Consider the following 18,292-nt stretch of genomic DNA (forward strand, 5'->3'; position numbering starts at 1 on the left):
AGCATGAAGAAAAGTTTATTATTGATTGCGTTATTGTGCCCGCTTTGGCTGTTCGCTCAAAGCGAGAGCGACTATCGTACGATCAAGGGAGTCGTGATGGACTCCGTGACGAACGAGACTTTGATTGGAGCTACGGTAATGATTGACCCGGATGCGGCAGAGGCTAAGAATCTCGGCCCGAAGGGAACGATTACTGACTTTGACGGAAAGTTTGAATTGAAAGTGCCGAAGGCCGTGAAATATGTGGTGGTTAGTTTTGTCGGTTATAAAAATATGAAACTGGACGTGACGAAGACCACGGATTTTAAGGTCCTGTTGCAACCGGATCAGGAGCAGTTGACCGAGGTGGTGGTGACGGGGTATCAACAGATAGAGAAACGTAAGTCGACATCGGCAATTCAGACCGTAAAGATGGATGATATAAAACGTATTGGGGTGGCTAGTATTGACCAATTGTTGGAAGGGCAGGTTGCCGGTATGACGGCAATTCCAACGAACGGAGCCCCAGGAGCCCCTAGTAAAATGCGTATTCGTAGTACCGTTTCTCTAACAGGGAGTACTGATCCACTTTGGGTGTTGGATGGAATGATTTTGGAAGGAAATGATATTCCTGCAGATTTTAATGATAAGGATAACATTGATAATCTATATAATACTTCAATCGCAGGAGTGAATCCGGCAGATATTGAAAGTATTACGATCTTAAAAGATGCTTCAGCCACTGCAATTTATGGAGCTCGTGCAGCAAATGGAGTTATTGTTGTGACAACAAAGAAAGGAGCTGCAGGGAAAATGCGGGTAAATGCTTCGGCAGCAATGTTTATAACGACTAAACCTGATTTAGGGAAATTGAATTTGATGAATGCCTCGGAAAAGGTAGATTTTGAGTTAGGAATGGCTGCTAATCCGAATTTAACCTATCAAACGGATCGAGGTGCTGTTGCTCGTATACTTGCCCAATATGATCAATTAGGAGTTTATCGTGATGGTGGTTTTAATGCAATATCTTCAGAAGCTCAACAAGCAATAAATAAATTGAGAACTTCTGGGACAGACTGGGGAAATCAAGTTTATCAGAATGCCGTGAATCAACAATATAATATAAGTGTTTCCGGAGGGTCTGAGTCAACGCGTTATTATGTTTCTGCCGGTTATTATAATGAGAAGGGAACGACGATTGGTACTAGTTTTGAGCGTTTTAATGGAACAATAAAAACTGATTTTAATTTGAGAGATAATTTGCAATTAGGTGTTTCGTTGTTTTTAAGTCACAGTAAACGGGGAAGTTATCTTTCTGATACGGACGCTTTCACAAATGCCTCTAATTATACGCGAACTGTCAATCCTTATTTGGAAGCAAAAGATGAGAATGGAAAATATGTTTATGACGAGGATATTGATGGTTTAAAGAATAATGAGGCTAGATTGAAGTTTAATATATTGGAAGAACGTAAAAACACGGACTATTGGTTGAAGAATTTTGCGATAAAACCGATGCTTTCATTGAATTATAAACCTGTTACTTGGTTGAATTTATCCACGCAAGTGTTTATGCAAATCGAGAAATCCAGTACGGAAAAATTTGCAGATCAAGAAACATACTTTGTTCGCAAATATAGGGAATTTACAGCCTATGGGGACAATCAGTATTTTTTGCCGGATGGTGGTATAATTCAAAATTGGGATGATGATTTGAGTCAGTATCAGTGGAAGTTACAGGGTGAGTTTAATAAGACTTTCGAGGAGATGCATTCTGTTAATTTCATGGCAGGTTTTGAAATGCGCGGAAATAAAACGACAAGCATTCATACGAAAGGTTTTGGATTTGATTCTCGTTCTTTAGCAACGAAACCTCTTGTATTTCCCAATGGGACAACTTCTTTGGCTTCAGATGCAAAATTTGTGCAATACCAGAAAACTGAAACGGAAAACCGTTACTTGTCATATTATATGACGGCATCTTATTCGTATGACAATAGATATACTGTATTTGGAAGTATGCGTTTTGACGGATCAAATTTGTTCGGTGTTGCCAAGAAGTATAAATATTTACCATTGTGGGCATTGTCTGCAGCTTGGAATGTTGATCGGGAGAGTTTTATGAGTAATTCTGATTGGCTTTCTAATTTGAAATTGCGTGTATCTTATGGATTGCAGGGAAATGTTGACAAGAATACCTCTCCTTTTGTTGTTGGAGATTGGAATACTACGACAATTTTACCAGGAAATTCAGAGCCGATTATTTCCGTATCCTCCCCTCCAAACCAAAATTTGCGTTGGGAAAAGACAAAGAACTGGAATGTGGGAGTGGATATGGGGGTATTTGATAATAGAATCTCGTTCAGTGTCGATGCATATTATCGGAAAAGTGTAGATTTGATTGGAATGCGATCTATTCCTCAAGAAAATGGTTTCGATTTTTCAACCATGAACTGGGCTGAAGCAACAAATAAAGGAGTTGAATTTTCTTTGTCAACGGTAAATGTTCGTACGAAAGATTTCCGTTGGACCATGGATTTTAATATCGCACATAACACAAGTAATGTTGATAAGATTCAGGTGAGAGATGATTCGTATACCCCTTCATTGGAAGGTCATTCTATCGGTGCCTTGTTCAAGTTGAATACGGCAGGTTTGGATGAGAATGGTATACAAATGTTTTGGAAGGATGGTCAGAAAGTTTCTATGCAGGATTTCTTCAAACTTGAGGACCTTTATGGATTTTTGACATTGTCAAATCTGACTGCCGAAGAATATAGAAATCTCTTCACGTATGCAGGAACCACGGAACCGAAATTTACTGGTGGGTTTATAAATCGTTTCTACTATAAGAATTTTGATTTGACAATTAGTACAAGTTTTATCATTGATCAAACTATGCAAGAAACGCCATTTTATAATCCATCTGCGACATCTCCGGGGTCAAATTATTCGAACCGGGTTTCCCAAATTTGGTCATCTTCTAATCCTGCAGGTCTGTATCCTAAAGTGTTAGGAAATAGTGGGGACGATGCGATGATTTATAATTGGTACAATAGCGACGATCCAGCTAATTCGTTTAGGAATTATGACTATTGGTTTAAGAATATGAGTTATTTGAGAGTGAATAGCATCCGATTAGGCTACACGTTACCCAATGACGTTATAAAGAAATTGCGTTTAGGTAGTGCTCGAATTAGTTTTGAAACTCGTAATCCGTTTGTAATAGCATCGAGCTATAAAGGTTATTTTGATCCGGAAACTTGGGGAAATATATACACGCAACCTCTTCCGAAGACGTTCTCTTGTGGTTTAGATATAACATTTTAAATAGGCGGATATGAAAAGAATATTATATATAATTTGTTCGATATTTGCGCTAAGTTCTTGTAATTACTTGGATATAGTGCCAACCGGTAAGGTTATCCCAGAAAAAGTTACAGAATTTAGAGCTTTGCTCACTAACGGATATAGTGCATTTCCGAGATATAAATATTTGTTATCACTTCGTTCGGATGAAGTAATGCCGATTGTTGGAGATAGCTACTATATGGACTATATAGATTTTGCAATATGGCAGGATAATTCTCCGAATACTACTGTGAACTACCCTTGGAGTAGTCCATATAAGGCGATATTTTATGCCAATAGCGTTATCGAGGATGTCATGTCTGCAGAGGAGGATACGGAAGAAGATTCAAGGGAGCAAGTGAAGGGAGAAGCTTTGTTGCTTAGGGCTTATGCTCATTTTGATTTGTTGAATTTGTATGGAAAGCCCTATAAGCCTGAATCAGCCATGTCTGATAGAGGAATACCAATCGCCACTCAAATAGATATAGAGCAAAAATACGAAGCGGCAACTGTTGAAGAAGTATATAAGCAGATATTTGCGGATATAAAGGAAGGACGGGAGTTATTACAAGTGGAGCAACAAGTCCGGAATGTTCAGTATCGTTTCTCAAAAAGATCTGCTATTGCCCTTGAAGCTAGGGTGAGACTTTACCACCAGGATTGGGAGGATGCTTTAGCATTGGCAGAAGAGTTGATTCCTTCATGTCCTTTGGAAAATTTGAATGAGGAGACGGCGGGTGATCCGGCGTTAATTACCTCTAAAGAGGCAATCTTGTCATTGGAAGTGATTGGTAGTTATTATTTGAATGGAGGGATGCATATTACATCTCAATTGTTGGGAAAATATAATCAAGCGGGAGACAAGCGGTTTGGGATGTATTTTAAAGAAAATGGAAATTATTATGTATGTAAAAGAGAGTACGGTAATAACGCAAGAATTACATTCCGAAGTGGAGAAATATATTTGATAGCAGCAGAAGCGGCAGCTCATGTAGAAGGAAAACTTGAACTTGCAAAAACTCGATTAAAAGAATTGATCGCAAACCGTTTGACTCCGGATTATTATGCGGAAAAAGCTGCGGAGATAGATGGAATGAATCAGAATCAATTCATCGAGGAGATTGCTAATGAACGTGCAAGGGAATTGGCAATAGAGGGGCATCGGTGGTTTGATTTACGTCGTACGACTCGCCCAAGTATGGAGAAAACCTACGTTTTAAATGGTGAAGAAAGAGAAATAACTCTAACACAAGATGATATCCGGTATACCATATCATTCCCGAAAGAAGCTACGGAAGCTAATCCGAATTTGCGCAATTAATTTGTATGTTACTAGGTTAATCTAGTAGTTGGAAGGCCGTGGGGGTGGTTCCCCACGGCTGTTTTATTGTTTCATGAATTATTTTCGTTATTTTTGTGAATACAGAAACGATGGATGAAAAAGCCGGAGAATGTATTGATGAAAATAGCCTATGAATGCAATTATAATTGAAGATGAATACCTTGCAGCGGCAGAATTGGAACGATTGTTGGGAGAGGTGGCCCCGAGCATGACGATATTGACGAAACTGGATTCGGTGAGCGAGAGTGTGAAATGGTTGAGGAAGAATAAGGCTGATGTGATATTTATGGATATTCATCTGGGGGACGGGCAGAGTTTTGATATTTTCGAACAAGTGGAGATTATGGTACCGGTTATTTTTATCACGGCTTATGATGAATACGCACTCAAGGCGTTCAAATATCAGGGGATTGATTATATATTAAAGCCTTTTGATAAAGAGGAGTTGCAGCAGGCATTGAATAAACTGGAATCGCTTTCTCCGGTAAATGTTCCTTTCCCCGTGGCATCGTTGGCCGTGTATCAGGAGCGTTTCCTGGTTACCGTGGGGACGAAGATGAAGTCCGTGACCGTGGGAGATGTTGCCTATTTCATGGCAGACGGGAAGTATCTGGTGCTTTTTACCCGGGACGGGCAAAATTATATCTTGGATCAAACGATCAGTGGTATAGAGATGAAGTTAAATCCGGCACAGTTTTTCAAGATCAACAGGAAATTTATTATCAGCTATAATTCGATCAAGGAAATGGTGAAATACTCCAACAGTCGGATCAAGATTGTGTTAACTCCGGCACCGCCTGCAGGAATAGAGGCCATCGTGAGTGCCGAAAGAATTCAGGAGTTTAAACAATGGCTGAATCAGTGAAAGTCCGGGTTATATAAATGGAAGACGTGCCAAAAGTCTCTTCTGACACGTCTCCCTATTGATTACCTAGTTGTTTTTAACCTGTTTAATTGCCCATAAAGACGATACCTATGCTGATCGTGAAGTTTTGCATGGCATCCACTCTTCCAGATTTGGTTCCGTAGGTGTATTTGGCCCCGATGTTGAATGCAAATTGGTCGTTGACAGGAATAATGGTACCTATTTCAGGAGCGAAAGCGAATTGCCATCTCGCATCCTTGGCAGTGAATTGCCCTAAATCGGTTTTTAGTTCCGTCCAACTGGTACCTAATCCAAGTCCCAGGTAAGGCCTGAACATGGTGTTCTGATCCGTCAACCAGTAACGTCCCATGACCATGATGGGCACCGTGTTGATGTAACGATATTGATAACCGGTGATGGTATGAATGTCTTTACTGCCTTTGAACAGGAAATCGCCTGTTACCTTGCCTTTATCTTTGTAGAATGTGTTCCAACCGATCATACCCCCGACAGAGAATTTCTCGTTGAGGAAATAATGGTATTCAAGATCCATACCCCGGAAACTCATTTTGCCAGCATAGTTATTCATCTTCCCAAGTGGAACAGACATCTGGTAGTTTAAGTTCAGCATTTGTCCTTTTACTAATGGGCTAAGCCCGAATAGTATGAGCGATATAATTAATAACTTTCTCATAATCATTTAAATTTAAAATTGACAATTAATGATCTATCCTACTATTTTTTCAAATACGGTGACTGGATGAAACACTGGTCAATTGTCGTTTCCATTCTGTCAATAATAGATTGGTTTGATCCTTGTAACAAACCGTCGGCGATACCGCTCCAGAGTACAGGAACTTTCTTGGTTGTAGTGGCTTCCTGATCGGTTGCGATCATGTCAATCACGATGGAACCACTTCTGTAAGAGTACACCGTTACCGGGTACCACGGGTATGAAGGACCCCATCCCGGACCCCATGTCGGACCCCAGATCCAGTTCCAGCCCGGATACCAACCCCAGTAGTTATACCAGTAGTCAGTGCCGTAATAGTAGTTCACGTTAGAGAAAGCTGATACGGTGACAATGAAACTCGGTTGTTGATCGGCCTCGCTAGTCGGTTCGATGTAGGTGTATCCGAGTTGGGTAAAGTTGTCTTTTACCAGTTGTAAGATTTGTGCGTCGAATTCGTGGTTCGGAGTTTCTCCTTTTGCCACGAAATAAACAATCGTGTCGGGGAGCGAGAATGTGGTGTACTTGGTGAAGTCCGCATTTCTGTCATAATTCGTTATGGCAACGTCCATCTCCTCCACGTTGTCAGCGCCTCCGGGATAGCATGATACCAGAAACTGTGCAAACAGCCCGATGAATGATAAAAATAATAAACGTTTCATACTGTGTTAGTTTTAGTTTAACAATTGTTGCTAATATATTTATCTACAACGAGATAATCATTACAAGCGATGAGTGTTAAGTTTTGCTCACTTGTGAGGTTGTATACGCCGGCTTGGGTGATAAGTTTCAGCTTCACGATGATTTTTTTCGCGAACCTGTTCTGTGTTCATTCGATGGTATGAGTTTTTGGGAAGCTATTCGGGTTCCGTGCTTAGGATAAGGCGGTAGTTGTGATCTTTGGCAATGTTCATCACTTTCACGATTTGTTCCAAGGGAACAGATTTATCTGCCTGAAGAGAGATGCACGGATCTTCCAACTCTCGCAATTCTTCCACGAGTCGACGCTCCAACATGGAGAACGGGATTACTTTTTCGTTCAAGTAGAACGTGTAGTTTTTGTCAATGGACACGACCGTGACAGGTTTATCCGAAGTTTGGTTCGTGCTTTTGGGCAATAATAATTTCAATGCGTTGGGATTGATCAACGTCGAGGAAATCATGAAGAATAGCAGCAATAGGAAAAATATGTCGGTCATGGACGACATGTTGAAATTCGGATTGATCTTGCTTTTACGTTTTATTGCCATGACTAAATATGAATTTAGAATTTAAAATTTAGAGTTTAGAATTGTTTTTGGTACGGAGGTATTCGATGAGTTCAGAGGAGTAGTGTTCCATGCGGAAAACGATTTTATCCACACGGGCTACGAGAAAGTTGTAGGCCAGTTGGCCGATGATGCCGACAATCAACCCGGCTACGGTGGTGATCATGGCGGTGTAGATACCCCGGGAGAGAAGACCGATGTCGATGCTGCTTCCGGCCATGGACATATCGTAGAAGGATTGTACCATCCCGACCACGGTTCCCAGGAAACCGATCATGGGTGCGGTTCCGGCACAAGTGGCTAAGGTCGGGAGACCTCGTTCCAAATTGGCGACCTCGTAATTGGCCGTGTCTTCCATGGCTTGGCGAATTTCTTGCGGGTCTTCGCCACTTATTTTGATTCCCTTGGCAATGGTATGTGCTAGCGGGGAGGCTTCTTTTTCACATTCTTCGAGAGCGGCACGCGTGTTACCGGTTTTCAAGGTTTCTTGTATTTTTTCCATGAAAGGGACATCCGTGAGACCTGTTTTGCGGATAAGCCAGAATCTTTCACAAGCAATATAGATAATGATAATAGACAATATAAATATGGGGATCATCAACCAGCCGCCCATCACGACCATGTCCCATAAATTCATTCCAGCGTTGCTCGCGGGTGCAGTTTGAACTGCCAGTATAAAAGCTCTAATCATACTCGTTTTTTATAGTCGTGCGAAGATAATGTGGTTTTTATGAATTCACAAATTCGAGGGGGAGAAAGTTTGTAAAGTTCATAAGGTGATGGAGCTCTTCGGGCTAATTTACAGTAGCATGATCACGCTAGCTGATAATGTACTGATGCAGACCCAAAGGATGATACCTAACAAGATTGGTTTAAATCCTACTTGTTTGATGGTATCTTTGGAGAGGCCGGCACCGATAAGGAACAGTGTGAATAACATTCCAACTTTAGCAAATCCCACGATTTGAGTGTAGATATGTCCCCATTGTGGTGTGTAGGTTGCGATGATCATGGCGACAATGTAGAAGAAGATAAAGTAAGGAATGGATATTTTTGAGTGGGTATTTGTGCCTTTATTATAGAAGAAGGCGGCGATCAGTGAGATCGGGATGATCCAAAGGGCTCGGATCAGTTTGGTTGTGGTGGCAATAGCCAATGCCTCGTTGCTGAATGTTTTGGCTGCACCGACCACGGAACTCGTGTCGTGAATGGCAATGGCACACCAGTATCCGAATTGGTGATCGTTCATCTCTAGCCAACGACCGATCAGCGGGAAGAGAAATAACGCCACGGCGTTCAGCATGAAAATGGTTCCCATGGCCACAGTGATATCCTTGTCTTTGGCTTTAATGACAGGGGCCAAGGCGGCTATGGCACTTCCCCCGCAGATGGCGGTTCCCCCGGAAACGAGAAATCCGGTGTCCCGGTTGACTCTCAGTTTGCTGGTGAAGAATAATCCTAACCCGATCGTAATAATGATGGAAAATATGGTGAATAGGATACCCGTTTTCCCCGCCTCGATGGCTTGTTCCACGTTCATACCAAAACCTAGTCCGACAACGGATATTTGGAGAAGTATATGCGTGATTCGGCTATTGATTGTCAAGAACGGGTGACCGATAGTCAGCGATAAAATCAGACCTAGTAAAAGGGCAAATCCCGGGTCAAGAAATGGTACAAGAAATAAAGCTACGATGAAAAGTACTTCCTTTTGATTTTTGTTCAGTTGAATTTTGCTCATGATATTTAGTAATTTGTTCGACGCAAAATTCTCTTAAATACATGAGTTTTGGAAATAAGAAGTGCTTATACCATATAACTAAAAGTTATAGATATGTTCCTTATCCTTTTCTACCGTTTTTCTACTGTAGAGATATTTCTTTTCCCATGCTAAAAGGCACACACGGCACGAACTCTGGCCGAGTTTGTTTTCCGCGTGGAGTACGGAAAGGCTCGGTTGAAGTCCACGATGATAACCTCATATTTGCTATAGTCTACACCATTCACGTAGGATGCGTATTCCGAAGACGACCAATATTGGCTGTTATAAAAAACTTCGCCACCGGCCGCAAGAAGAGAGGCGTTGACCAAATCGCGGTTTTCGGTGAAAGTGTAATTATAGCTCAGATAAACATTGTCTACATCCTTGTAGCAGAGGATATGTAATTCTTTCACAGAGGGGAAGAACCAACCGGTACTGTTCTTTGGGGCGGGATTGGATTTGCTGAAGTTTGCAATGTCTTCGACAGGTTGGGCTGCCCATTCCATTTCGTTATTTGATTTGCACAACGCGTTGAAGGCGAGTATCACTTGTGTATTCTGATAGCCGAGAATTCTGTTGATGGGATCGGTCGGACCGAGACCCGAGGCGACGGAAACAAAATCTGACTTTCTGGGGTGGGTGAATTGCTCTCTATTCTGGAATTCATTCGTTAAGGAATAAGAGGGCATATTTATCCACTTTTCCCCTGTTGGAATATCTTTGAGAGATACTGCCAAACCATGTGTACAGTTAGGAAAGTCTGCTGCCATAATCTTGTCATCTGTCAGCGAGGCTGGAGTTGTTCGGCCTTTAGGATTTGTATCCTTGGGCGTCCAAAATACGATTCCGACAACTGTTTTGTTTGCCAGGGGCTTTGGTTTCGGGTTTGCCACAAGCACCCCTTTCCCATTAGGATAACGTGCACGCAATCCTCCGTCGGAAGTCGTTCCGTCAGAATAGATATAGTCTCCGGCTTTCACTTCGTTGGCGGTATATTTCGTGGCTGTTATGCTGAATATCTTCTCCTCTCCACCATTACCCCAGTCATTGCTTGCCACTCTCTGCACTTCCAAACCGGCAGCTTTTACCGTGATGGCATAGGTGTGGCAGTTGCCGGCCATGAGATTCCCCTCTTCATCTGTTTCGGGGGTGTAGACAAAGGTGTTGTTGCCAATGCTTACCTTGAAAAGTGGTTTACCTTTCATGTTTTGTGGCACTACCAGGGCCTCTCCTTGCTTTGCTGTCGCATCGTGAAAGGGCTTTATCTCTCCGTCCGTCTGATCTGCGGGAGCCACTATCCCGGCTTCGATACGGGCTTCTGCATCACCGAGTAACGTTACCGTTGCACTGTTTAACTCGATCTCCGTAATACCGTCAGCTGCCGCGAGCGTGTAGGCAATCTTCGACATACTGTGACCGAAATTGAGGTAAACGGGCTGATTGAAACTGCCCCGCGTTTGGGCGGACAGAATGTCGAATGCGGCATAGCCCGCCGACTGGTCGGAAATGTCGAGTAATGTCGGAGTATCGAATGGGTACCATGCCTTGACCTCGGCTTTAGCCGTGTGCGGCCAGTAGAGCGTGTTGCTTTCATCTATCGCTTCTACATTACCCGAAGCGTCCGTGATATAATATTTTCCTGTTTGGCTTTCCAAAATGACACCAATTTCTTCACCGCCCGTCCATGCGTCCTTACCGGTGCTACGGCTCTGAACCTGTTCCACGTTTGCCGACAATCGCAGCGGATATTTTCCCCCGAGTGGCGAAATAGTGCCATCCTGCCATGCCTTCTGCTCGCTGCATGAAGCGAGCAGGATGATACCCGTAATCGTGGATGCAAAAGCTAAAAGGTTTCTTGTTCTCATGGTGATGTTTTTGAAAGTGAATTTATATATTGGTTTCACTTGCAAAATAAGAATAAAAAATCAATGTTGGTATCAATTCTGTTTCGTGTGGGATATCTTTATTGTCAGATTCGCATATTTTTGTCGTTTAAGCAATTTTGTTTTTGCTATTTCGGCACATTTTGTTGTTTAAACACCCCGTGTCATGGTCTATTTCCCCTGTTTGTCCGTGATGTATTGCAAAATCTTAGAAGTAATTCGGCGTAGGGGTCAATAGTGCCTTGCTTGTGGATGGCATAGAGCGTGCGGGTAATTTCGAAGTCATCGATATCAATGATTTTTAGCAGACCACAGGCCAGTTCGTCTTGAACGGAGAACACGGAAACCAGGGCATAACAATCCGAATGTTTGAGGTATTGTTTGATTCCTTCGGAACTTCCGATGACGATTTGTTGGTTCAGTTCGTTAATCGACATCCCGGAGGCGGATAGCTGACGTTGGATAATATTATATGTGCCGGATCCTTCTTCCCGGACAACAAATTTTAAAGTCTTTAATTGTTCTTTCGTGATGGATTCCGGGGAATGATTTTTGGCTGAGGTGACCAAAACTATTTCGTCTTTTAGAAAGGGGATATAGTGGATGTCTGTTTGCGAGGGGACGCCCTCAATGAAAGCGAGTTGAATATTTTTATCCAGTAATTCCTGCTCGATTTGGTAGGTGTTTCCGCTGATCAGGTTAATTTCAATATAGGGGTGAGTTTCCCGAAAACGGGCCAAAAATTCGGGTAATATATACTGGGATAGCGTGGTGCTGGCCCCAATGTGTAAAGTTCCTGAGAATTCTTTTTTCATGTGCTGAAGGTTGAAGGTGATCACACGTTCCCGTTCAATCAGTTCTTCACTTTGTTCCAAAAGGTATTTCCCGGCAGGGGTAAGCAACAATCGCCCCTTCTCGCGATCAAAGAGCGTGATCCCTAATCCTTTTTCCAACTCCTTGATGCTTTTGGAAATGGCCGGCTGGGAAAGTCGTAATGTTTCGGCGGCTTTTGTCGTGTTCAAATGCTTTGCCGTGTGGTAAAAGATTGTAAGCTTGTGGTCTAACATCGGGATTACTTTTAATTCTGAACAAAGGTAGAGAAAAATGGTCAATCTATTGCTTTAAAGTAGGCATTCCTTTGTACCGCTTGGATTTTGCCTCCTTTGTGGTGCGAGTGGAACCCTTTGCGGGGAAATTCGTATCTGATGCGAAGATATTTTTCAAAATCTCTAGTGTAATTTTTATTTGTTATTGTCAATGTTTTTTAATATCTTGACGGCGTTTTTCTAGATTGTAGGTACATTTATTGACATTTGATTTTGATGGAAATTTAAGGATAAATTAATATAACACGTTTTTAGTATGGAGAATAAATTAGATATTTTGACCCAAAAGCTTTACAATGAGGGGGTAGATAAGGCTCGGCAAGAGGCTGAGAATATCATCAACCAAGCGAAGCAAGAGGCCGAAAAGATTATTGCCGATGCGAAAGCGAAAGTAGCACAGATGAATGCTGATGCGGAGACTGAGATTTCTAATTTGAAAAAGAAGGCTGAGTCTGAAATGACGTTAAGCGCTCGTCAGGCTATCACGGCTTTGAAACAGGCAATTACGAATCTTGTCGCCGGAGATGTTGCCGGGGATATAGCCAAGATCGGGTTCGAGGAAAAAGCTTTTATTCAAGAGTTGCTTATGACGATTGTGAAGAAGTGGGATGTGGCAGGTGGAAACCTCAACATGGAAGTTCTTCTTTCCGAAAACGAGAAGGCAACGTTCGAATCGTTTGTGGCAGCCAAGTACAAGGATCTGTTGGATAAAGGGCTTGATGTGAAAGTAGGTAACCTGGAAGAAGGTTTTGTGATTCAGCCTAAAGATGGCGGATTCCAGATCGCTTTCTCCGAGAAATTATTTGAAGCTTTCTTTAACCAGTACATGAAAGGCTTCACGAAAAAACTCCTTTTTGAAAGTAATAAATAGGTTTTAGACGGGGGAGATAGGCAAGGCCTTTCAATCTAAAATCTAAGATCTAAAATTTAAAATTTGAAAAGGATGATATTAAAAAATAACTACTACTGTTTTATAGCAGGACTACCGGAAGTCTTTCTGGATGATCGGAAACTAGCGTTATCCGTGAATGGGTTTCGGGAGTTGGCTCGGGAGGCTCTGAAAAAAGAGGATGTGAAATTGATTGAACTTTTTTTCCTGCCTGCCGATAATAAACAAGTCCTGCGGTTGCTAAATAAAATGGCTCCCGATACCAATCTTGAAACAGTATATCCATTACAGCGTCTGGAAGACGAAATCACCGAACCCACCCATTCTTTACCTGTTTACCTCAATCGATTTATCGCGGATTTTAAGCGGGAACATTTGAAATATGATGTCTCGCCAGAGAATGTATTGAGTTGGATGTATTACGATCATTTGATGAAAAGTGGTAGTAAGTTCGTCCGAAACTATGCGGAATTCGTGATGAACGTGAAGAATCTGGAAACTGCCCTGACTTGTCGGAAGTATGGGAAAGAGGTGGCCCCGGAGATTATCGGTGATAACGTATTTTCCAAAGCGTTGAGAACTTCGAACTCGAAAGATTTCGGTTTGGCGATGGAGTTCCCGTACGTGGAGAAGGTGATTTCTCTGATGGGGAACACGAACCTTGTCGAGCGGGAGAGAGGTTTGGATTTACTTCTTTGGGATTACATTGAAGAGGCCGTGGTTTACGAGTATTTCTCCATGGAGAAAGTTTTGAGTTTTATGCTTGAGCTGATGATCGTTGAGAGATGGAGCAAGATGAGTTCCGAGTCGGGACGAAAAGTCTTCATGGAAGTCGTGGATAAGTTCAGAAAGAGTTTCGAATTTGCGGAAGAATTTAAAAATTAAAATTGAGACATGAATAAGACACAAGGAAAAGTTCATAGTATTATTTCCAACCTTGTACTTGTGCGTACCGAAGGACCGGTATCTCAGAATGAGATTTGCTTTATCCAGCTTGGAAACGAGCGATTGATGGCTGAGGTGATCAAGGTTGTCGGGGATATTGCTTATGTACAGGTTTTTGAAAGTACCCGGGGATTGAAACCCGGCTCCCTCGTGGAATTCGAAAACCATATGTTGGAAGTTACATTAGGTCCCGGTTTGCTGTCAAAGAATTTTGACGGTCTTCAAAATGACCTGGATAAAATGACGGGGGTATTCTTGAAACGAGGAGAATACACGAACCCGTTGGAAGAAGATAAAAAATGGAGTTTTACCCCGTTGGCTAAGGTCGGTGATAAGGTGACCGGTGCCGATTGGTTAGGCAACGTGAAGGAAAACTGGTTGGATCATAAGATTATGGTACCTTTCAAATTGAAAGGTGAGTATACCGTGGCTTCGATAGTTGCTGCCGGAGAGTACACGATAAAAGATACGATTGCCGTGCTGAAAGATGAGGCCGGGAAAGAGATCCCGGTTACGATGGTTCAGAAATGGCCGGTGAAGGTGGCTATCCGTAATTACGTGGATAAACCCCGTCCTTCCCGTCAGATGGAAACCGGAGTGCGTGTTATCGACACGATGAACCCGATACTGGAAGGGGGTACCGGTTTTATCCCGGGGCCGTTCGGAACGGGAAAGACCGTATTGCAGCATGCTTTGTCCCGGTTTGCCGATGCTGATATTATTATCATGGCGGCTTGTGGTGAGCGTGCAAACGAGGTGGTGGAAATTTTTACCGAGTTTCCGGAGTTGGAAGACCCTCGTTCCGGTCGTAAGTTGTACGAGAGAACCACGATCATTGCCAACACATCCAATATGCCCGTGGCTGCCCGTGAGGCTTCCGTCTACACGGCCATGACGATCGGGGAATACTATCGTTCCATGGGGATGAAAGTGTTGTTGCTGGCAGACTCGACTTCCCGTTGGGCACAGGCTTTGCGTGAGATGTCCAACCGTATGGAAGAGTTGCCGGGACAGGATGCTTTCCCGATGGACTTGTCGGCAATTATTTCAAACTTCTATGCTCGTGCGGGAATGGTGTACTTAAACAATGGTAAGACGGGTTCTGTTACCTTTATTGGTACGGTATCTCCTGCCGGAGGTAACTTGAAGGAACCGGTGACAGAGTCAACGAAGAAAGTGGCACGTTGCTTCTACGCCTTGTCTCAGGCTCGTGCGGATGCGAAACGTTACCCTGCGATTGATACGTTGGAGTCTTATTCTAAATATTTGGAATATCCGGAATTTATCGAATTTGCCAAGAAAAATATTTCCGATACATGGATTGCCGATGTGAACGAGGCTCGCAATATGTTGGTGCGCGGTCGTGAAACGGCTGAGCAGATCGACATCTTGGGAGATGACGGTGTGCCTTTGGAATATCACGTGGTATACTGGAAATCCGAGTTAATCGACTTCGTGATCCTGCAACAGGATGCTTTCGACAACATCGACGGTTCTACCGCCATGGAACGTCAGAAATATATGTTGAATATGGTACTGGGTGTGGTTCGTTCCGAATTTAATTTTGACACGTTCGAAGAGGTTAACCCCTATTTTAAACGTATCATTAATGGTTTCAAACAGATGAACTATTCCGAATATCAATCGGAAGCGTTTAAAAAGTATGAAGCAGAAGTGAACGAGATCATTAACGAAAGAAAAAAATAATTTGTGATTTAAGATTTTTGATTTATGATTCTTTGTTTCATTGACCGGATTTTAAATCTAAAATCTAAAATCTAAAATCTAAAATAAATGGTATGACGACTGCTTTTCAAAAAGTTTATACAAAAATCACCCAGATCACGAAAGCAACGTGTACGTTGAATGCCCAAGGCGTCGGAAATGACGAGTTGGCCATTGTGGACGGACGCTTGGCTCAGGTCGTGAAGATTTGGGGAAATGATATAACCCTTCAGGTGTTCTCTGGAACAGAAGGGATTCCGACGAATGCAGAAGTGACATTCTTGGGAAAAGCGCCTACTCTGAAAGTGGGAGATGATTTATGCGGGCGTTTCTTTAATGCCTTTGGAGACCCGATTGACGGGGGACCTGCTGTTGACGGGGAAGAAAGAGAGATCGGGGGACCGTCGGTGAACCCGGTACGTCGTAAACAACCGTCGGAGCTGATCGCGACCGGTATCGCGGGTATCGACTTGAACAACACGTTGGTGTCCGGTCAGAAGATTCCGTTCTTTGCCGACCCGGATCAGCCCTATAACCAAGTGATGGCAAACGTGGCGCTGAGAGCGCAGACCGACCGAATCATCTTGGGAGGTATGGGATTGACGAACGATGACTACTTGTATTTCAAAAATTTGTTTGACAATGCCGGAGTATTGGATCGTATCGTCAGTTTCGTGAATACCACGGAGGCTCCGCCTGTTGAGCGTTTGTTGGTACCGGACATGGCTTTGACGGCTGCCGAGTATTTTGCGGTGGATAAGAACGAGAAAGTGTTGGTTTTGTTGACTGATATGACGCTATATGCCGATGCTTTGAGTATCGTGTCCAACCGTATGGATCAGATTCCGTCGAAAGACTCCATGCCGGGTTCGTTATATTCCGATTTGGCGAAGATCTACGAGAAAGCCGTGCAGTTCCCTGCCGGAGGTTCTATCACGATTATAGCCGTGACCACGTTGTCCGGAGGTGATATTACCCATGCTATCCCGGATAACACCGGATATATCACGGAGGGTCAGTTGTTCCTGCGTAAAGACTCGGAAATCGGTAAGGTTATCGTTGACCCGTTCCGAAGTTTGTCTCGTTTGAAACAGCTCGTGATCGGTAAGAAAACCCGTAAGGACCACCCGCAAGTGATGAATGCCGCCATCCGTCTGTATGCCGATGCCGCTAACGCCCGGACCAAGATGGAGAACGGTTTCGACTTGACAGACTACGACCGCCGTACCCTAGATTTCGCTAAAGACTATTCCAACAGCCTGCTTGCTATCGATGTAAACATCAGTACCGACCAGATGTTGGATACTGCTTGGGATCTTTTCCGCAAGTACTTTAACAAGGCGGAATTGGGTATTAAGCAGGAGATCGTGGAAGAGTTCGGCGGATATGAGAATTTATGATTTATGATTGCTTGATTTATGATTAATGGATAAGGTAACATTTAAATATCGGACGAAACAATTAGGGCTTGCCGTGATTCGGTTAACGGAAGGTTTGCCGAAGACACAAGCGGCTAGAGTAGTTTGTGATCAGATATTACGTTCATCCTTGTCCGTTGGGGCAAATTATCGGGCTGTTTGTCGTGCTAAATCTGATAAGGATTTTATCAGTAAAATGAAAATTGTTGAAGAGGAAGCCGATGAAACGGTATATTGGTTGGAGATTATGGAAGAAGCAGGAATGTTATCGGGGGATATTGTTTCACCTTTAAAAAAGGAGACAAATGAACTTGTTGCCATGATCGTAGCTTCCATAAAGACCAAAACCAATAATTTGAATCATAAATCCTTAGAATCGTAAATCATGAATCTAAAATCATAAATCATAAATCATAAATTTAAAACATTGGTAAGGTGATAAAGTTTCAATATAATAAGACGTCGCTTCAAGGGCTGGATAAGCAATTGAAGATGCGAGTGAGGGCATTGCCTACCATCAAAAATAAGGAGTCGGCTTTGCGTTCGGAGGTGAAGAAAGCGAAACAGGTGGCGGATGAATTTAATGTGAAGTTGGAGGATACGCTGAATTCATTGAACGACATGCTGCAACTTTATGACGAGTACAAGGAAGACATACTTGTCGTGAAGGATGTCAGGATGTCGGTGAAAAAGATTGCCGGGGTAAAGACGCCAGTTCTCGACGGGGTGGATTATGAGGTGAAGGATTTCAGCTTGTTTAATCAACCCGGGTGGCTGCTCGATGGTGTGGAATACATCAAAGAGGTCGTAAGTATCGCTTTGGAGAAGGAATTTTTCACCCGGAAAATGGAGCTGTTGGATAAGGCGAGAAAGAAAACGACACAGAAAGTGAATTTGTACGAGAAAGTACAGATCCCGGGATTCCAGGAAGCGATTCGCAAAATCAAGCGGTTCTTGGAAGACGAGGAAAACCTTTCCAAGTCGTCACAGAAGATCGTGAAAACCCGTAAATTGATGGAGGAATAGCCT

At 42.9% G+C, this 18,292-nt stretch carries 16 protein-coding genes; 9 read left to right on the top strand and 7 right to left on the bottom strand.

Annotated features, from left to right (window positions below; translation table 11 throughout):
* Positions 1 to 3: 3 nt before the first annotated feature.
* The 3 genes from D8S85_RS17195 (at position 4) to D8S85_RS17205 (ending at position 5,537) form a co-directional block, all read left to right on the top strand.
* Positions 4 to 3,309 (top strand): SusC/RagA family TonB-linked outer membrane protein, encoded by a 3,306-nt coding sequence (locus D8S85_RS17195; RefSeq protein ID WP_106481529.1) that lies wholly within the window; start codon positions 4 to 6, stop codon positions 3,307 to 3,309.
* Positions 3,310 to 3,319: 10 nt separating this feature from the next.
* On the top strand, positions 3,320 to 4,651 hold the full coding sequence (locus D8S85_RS17200) for a RagB/SusD family nutrient uptake outer membrane protein (RefSeq protein WP_106481530.1): 1,332 nt from the start codon (positions 3,320 to 3,322) through the stop codon (positions 4,649 to 4,651).
* A 151-nt stretch (positions 4,652 to 4,802) separates the two neighbouring features.
* Complete coding sequence (locus tag D8S85_RS17205) at positions 4,803 to 5,537, top strand: LytR/AlgR family response regulator transcription factor (RefSeq protein ID WP_106481531.1); 735 nt, start codon at positions 4,803 to 4,805, stop codon at positions 5,535 to 5,537.
* 85 nt (positions 5,538 to 5,622) lie between these two features.
* On the opposite strand, the gene D8S85_RS17210 is transcribed toward D8S85_RS17205, so the two are convergent.
* From D8S85_RS17210 to D8S85_RS17240, 7 genes are all read right to left on the bottom strand, one after another.
* Positions 5,623 to 6,231, bottom strand: coding sequence for an outer membrane beta-barrel protein (locus D8S85_RS17210; protein ID WP_106481532.1), 609 nt, complete (start codon positions 6,229 to 6,231; stop codon positions 5,623 to 5,625).
* Between the two features lie 41 nt (positions 6,232 to 6,272).
* Complete coding sequence (locus D8S85_RS17215) at positions 6,273 to 6,929, bottom strand: DUF4136 domain-containing protein (RefSeq protein WP_106481533.1); 657 nt, start codon at positions 6,927 to 6,929, stop codon at positions 6,273 to 6,275.
* Positions 6,930 to 7,124: 195 nt separating this feature from the next.
* On the bottom strand, positions 7,125 to 7,517 hold the full coding sequence (locus tag D8S85_RS17220) for an ExbD/TolR family protein (protein WP_027201730.1): 393 nt from the start codon (positions 7,515 to 7,517) through the stop codon (positions 7,125 to 7,127).
* Positions 7,518 to 7,545: 28 nt separating this feature from the next.
* Entirely contained in the window at positions 7,546 to 8,226 is a 681-nt protein-coding gene (locus tag D8S85_RS17225; protein ID WP_228423256.1) for a MotA/TolQ/ExbB proton channel family protein, read from the bottom strand.
* 108 nt (positions 8,227 to 8,334) lie between these two features.
* Positions 8,335 to 9,276, bottom strand: a complete 942-nt coding sequence (locus D8S85_RS17230) for a YeiH family protein (protein ID WP_106481534.1) — start codon at positions 9,274 to 9,276, stop codon at positions 8,335 to 8,337.
* A gap of 149 nt (positions 9,277 to 9,425) precedes the next feature.
* Positions 9,426 to 11,162 carry a fimbrillin family protein gene (locus tag D8S85_RS17235; RefSeq protein ID WP_106481535.1) on the bottom strand — a complete coding sequence of 579 codons (1,737 nt, stop codon included), beginning with the start codon at positions 11,160 to 11,162 and terminating at the stop codon, positions 9,426 to 9,428.
* A gap of 182 nt (positions 11,163 to 11,344) precedes the next feature.
* Complete coding sequence (locus D8S85_RS17240) at positions 11,345 to 12,247, bottom strand: LysR substrate-binding domain-containing protein (protein WP_127075424.1); 903 nt, start codon at positions 12,245 to 12,247, stop codon at positions 11,345 to 11,347.
* A 295-nt stretch (positions 12,248 to 12,542) separates the two neighbouring features.
* On the opposite strand from D8S85_RS17240, the gene D8S85_RS17245 reads away from it, so the two are divergent.
* From D8S85_RS17245 to D8S85_RS17270, 6 genes are all read left to right on the top strand, one after another.
* Positions 12,543 to 13,157: a V-type ATP synthase subunit E family protein gene (locus D8S85_RS17245; protein ID WP_106481537.1), complete on the top strand. Its 615-nt coding sequence runs from the start codon at positions 12,543 to 12,545 to the stop codon at positions 13,155 to 13,157.
* A gap of 72 nt (positions 13,158 to 13,229) precedes the next feature.
* A complete protein-coding gene (locus D8S85_RS17250; RefSeq protein WP_172726533.1) occupies positions 13,230 to 14,060 on the top strand; it encodes a DUF2764 family protein in 831 nt (276 codons plus the stop codon).
* Between the two features lie 9 nt (positions 14,061 to 14,069).
* Positions 14,070 to 15,827: a V-type ATP synthase subunit A gene (locus D8S85_RS17255; RefSeq protein ID WP_106481539.1), complete on the top strand. Its 1,758-nt coding sequence runs from the start codon at positions 14,070 to 14,072 to the stop codon at positions 15,825 to 15,827.
* A 92-nt stretch (positions 15,828 to 15,919) separates the two neighbouring features.
* The gene (locus D8S85_RS17260; RefSeq protein WP_106481540.1) at positions 15,920 to 17,245 is read left to right on the top strand and encodes a V-type ATP synthase subunit B; all 1,326 of its coding nucleotides are present in this window, start codon (positions 15,920 to 15,922) and stop codon (positions 17,243 to 17,245) included.
* Between the two features lie 25 nt (positions 17,246 to 17,270).
* Positions 17,271 to 17,645, top strand: coding sequence for a four helix bundle protein (locus D8S85_RS17265; RefSeq protein ID WP_106481541.1), 375 nt, complete (start codon positions 17,271 to 17,273; stop codon positions 17,643 to 17,645).
* 53 nt (positions 17,646 to 17,698) lie between these two features.
* Complete coding sequence (locus D8S85_RS17270; protein ID WP_106481542.1) at positions 17,699 to 18,289, top strand: V-type ATP synthase subunit D; 591 nt, start codon at positions 17,699 to 17,701, stop codon at positions 18,287 to 18,289.
* Positions 18,290 to 18,292 lie beyond the last annotated feature (3 nt).

This window comes from Butyricimonas faecalis (assembly GCF_003991565.1).
Taxonomy (GTDB): Bacteria; Bacteroidota; Bacteroidia; order Bacteroidales; family Marinifilaceae; genus Butyricimonas; species Butyricimonas faecalis.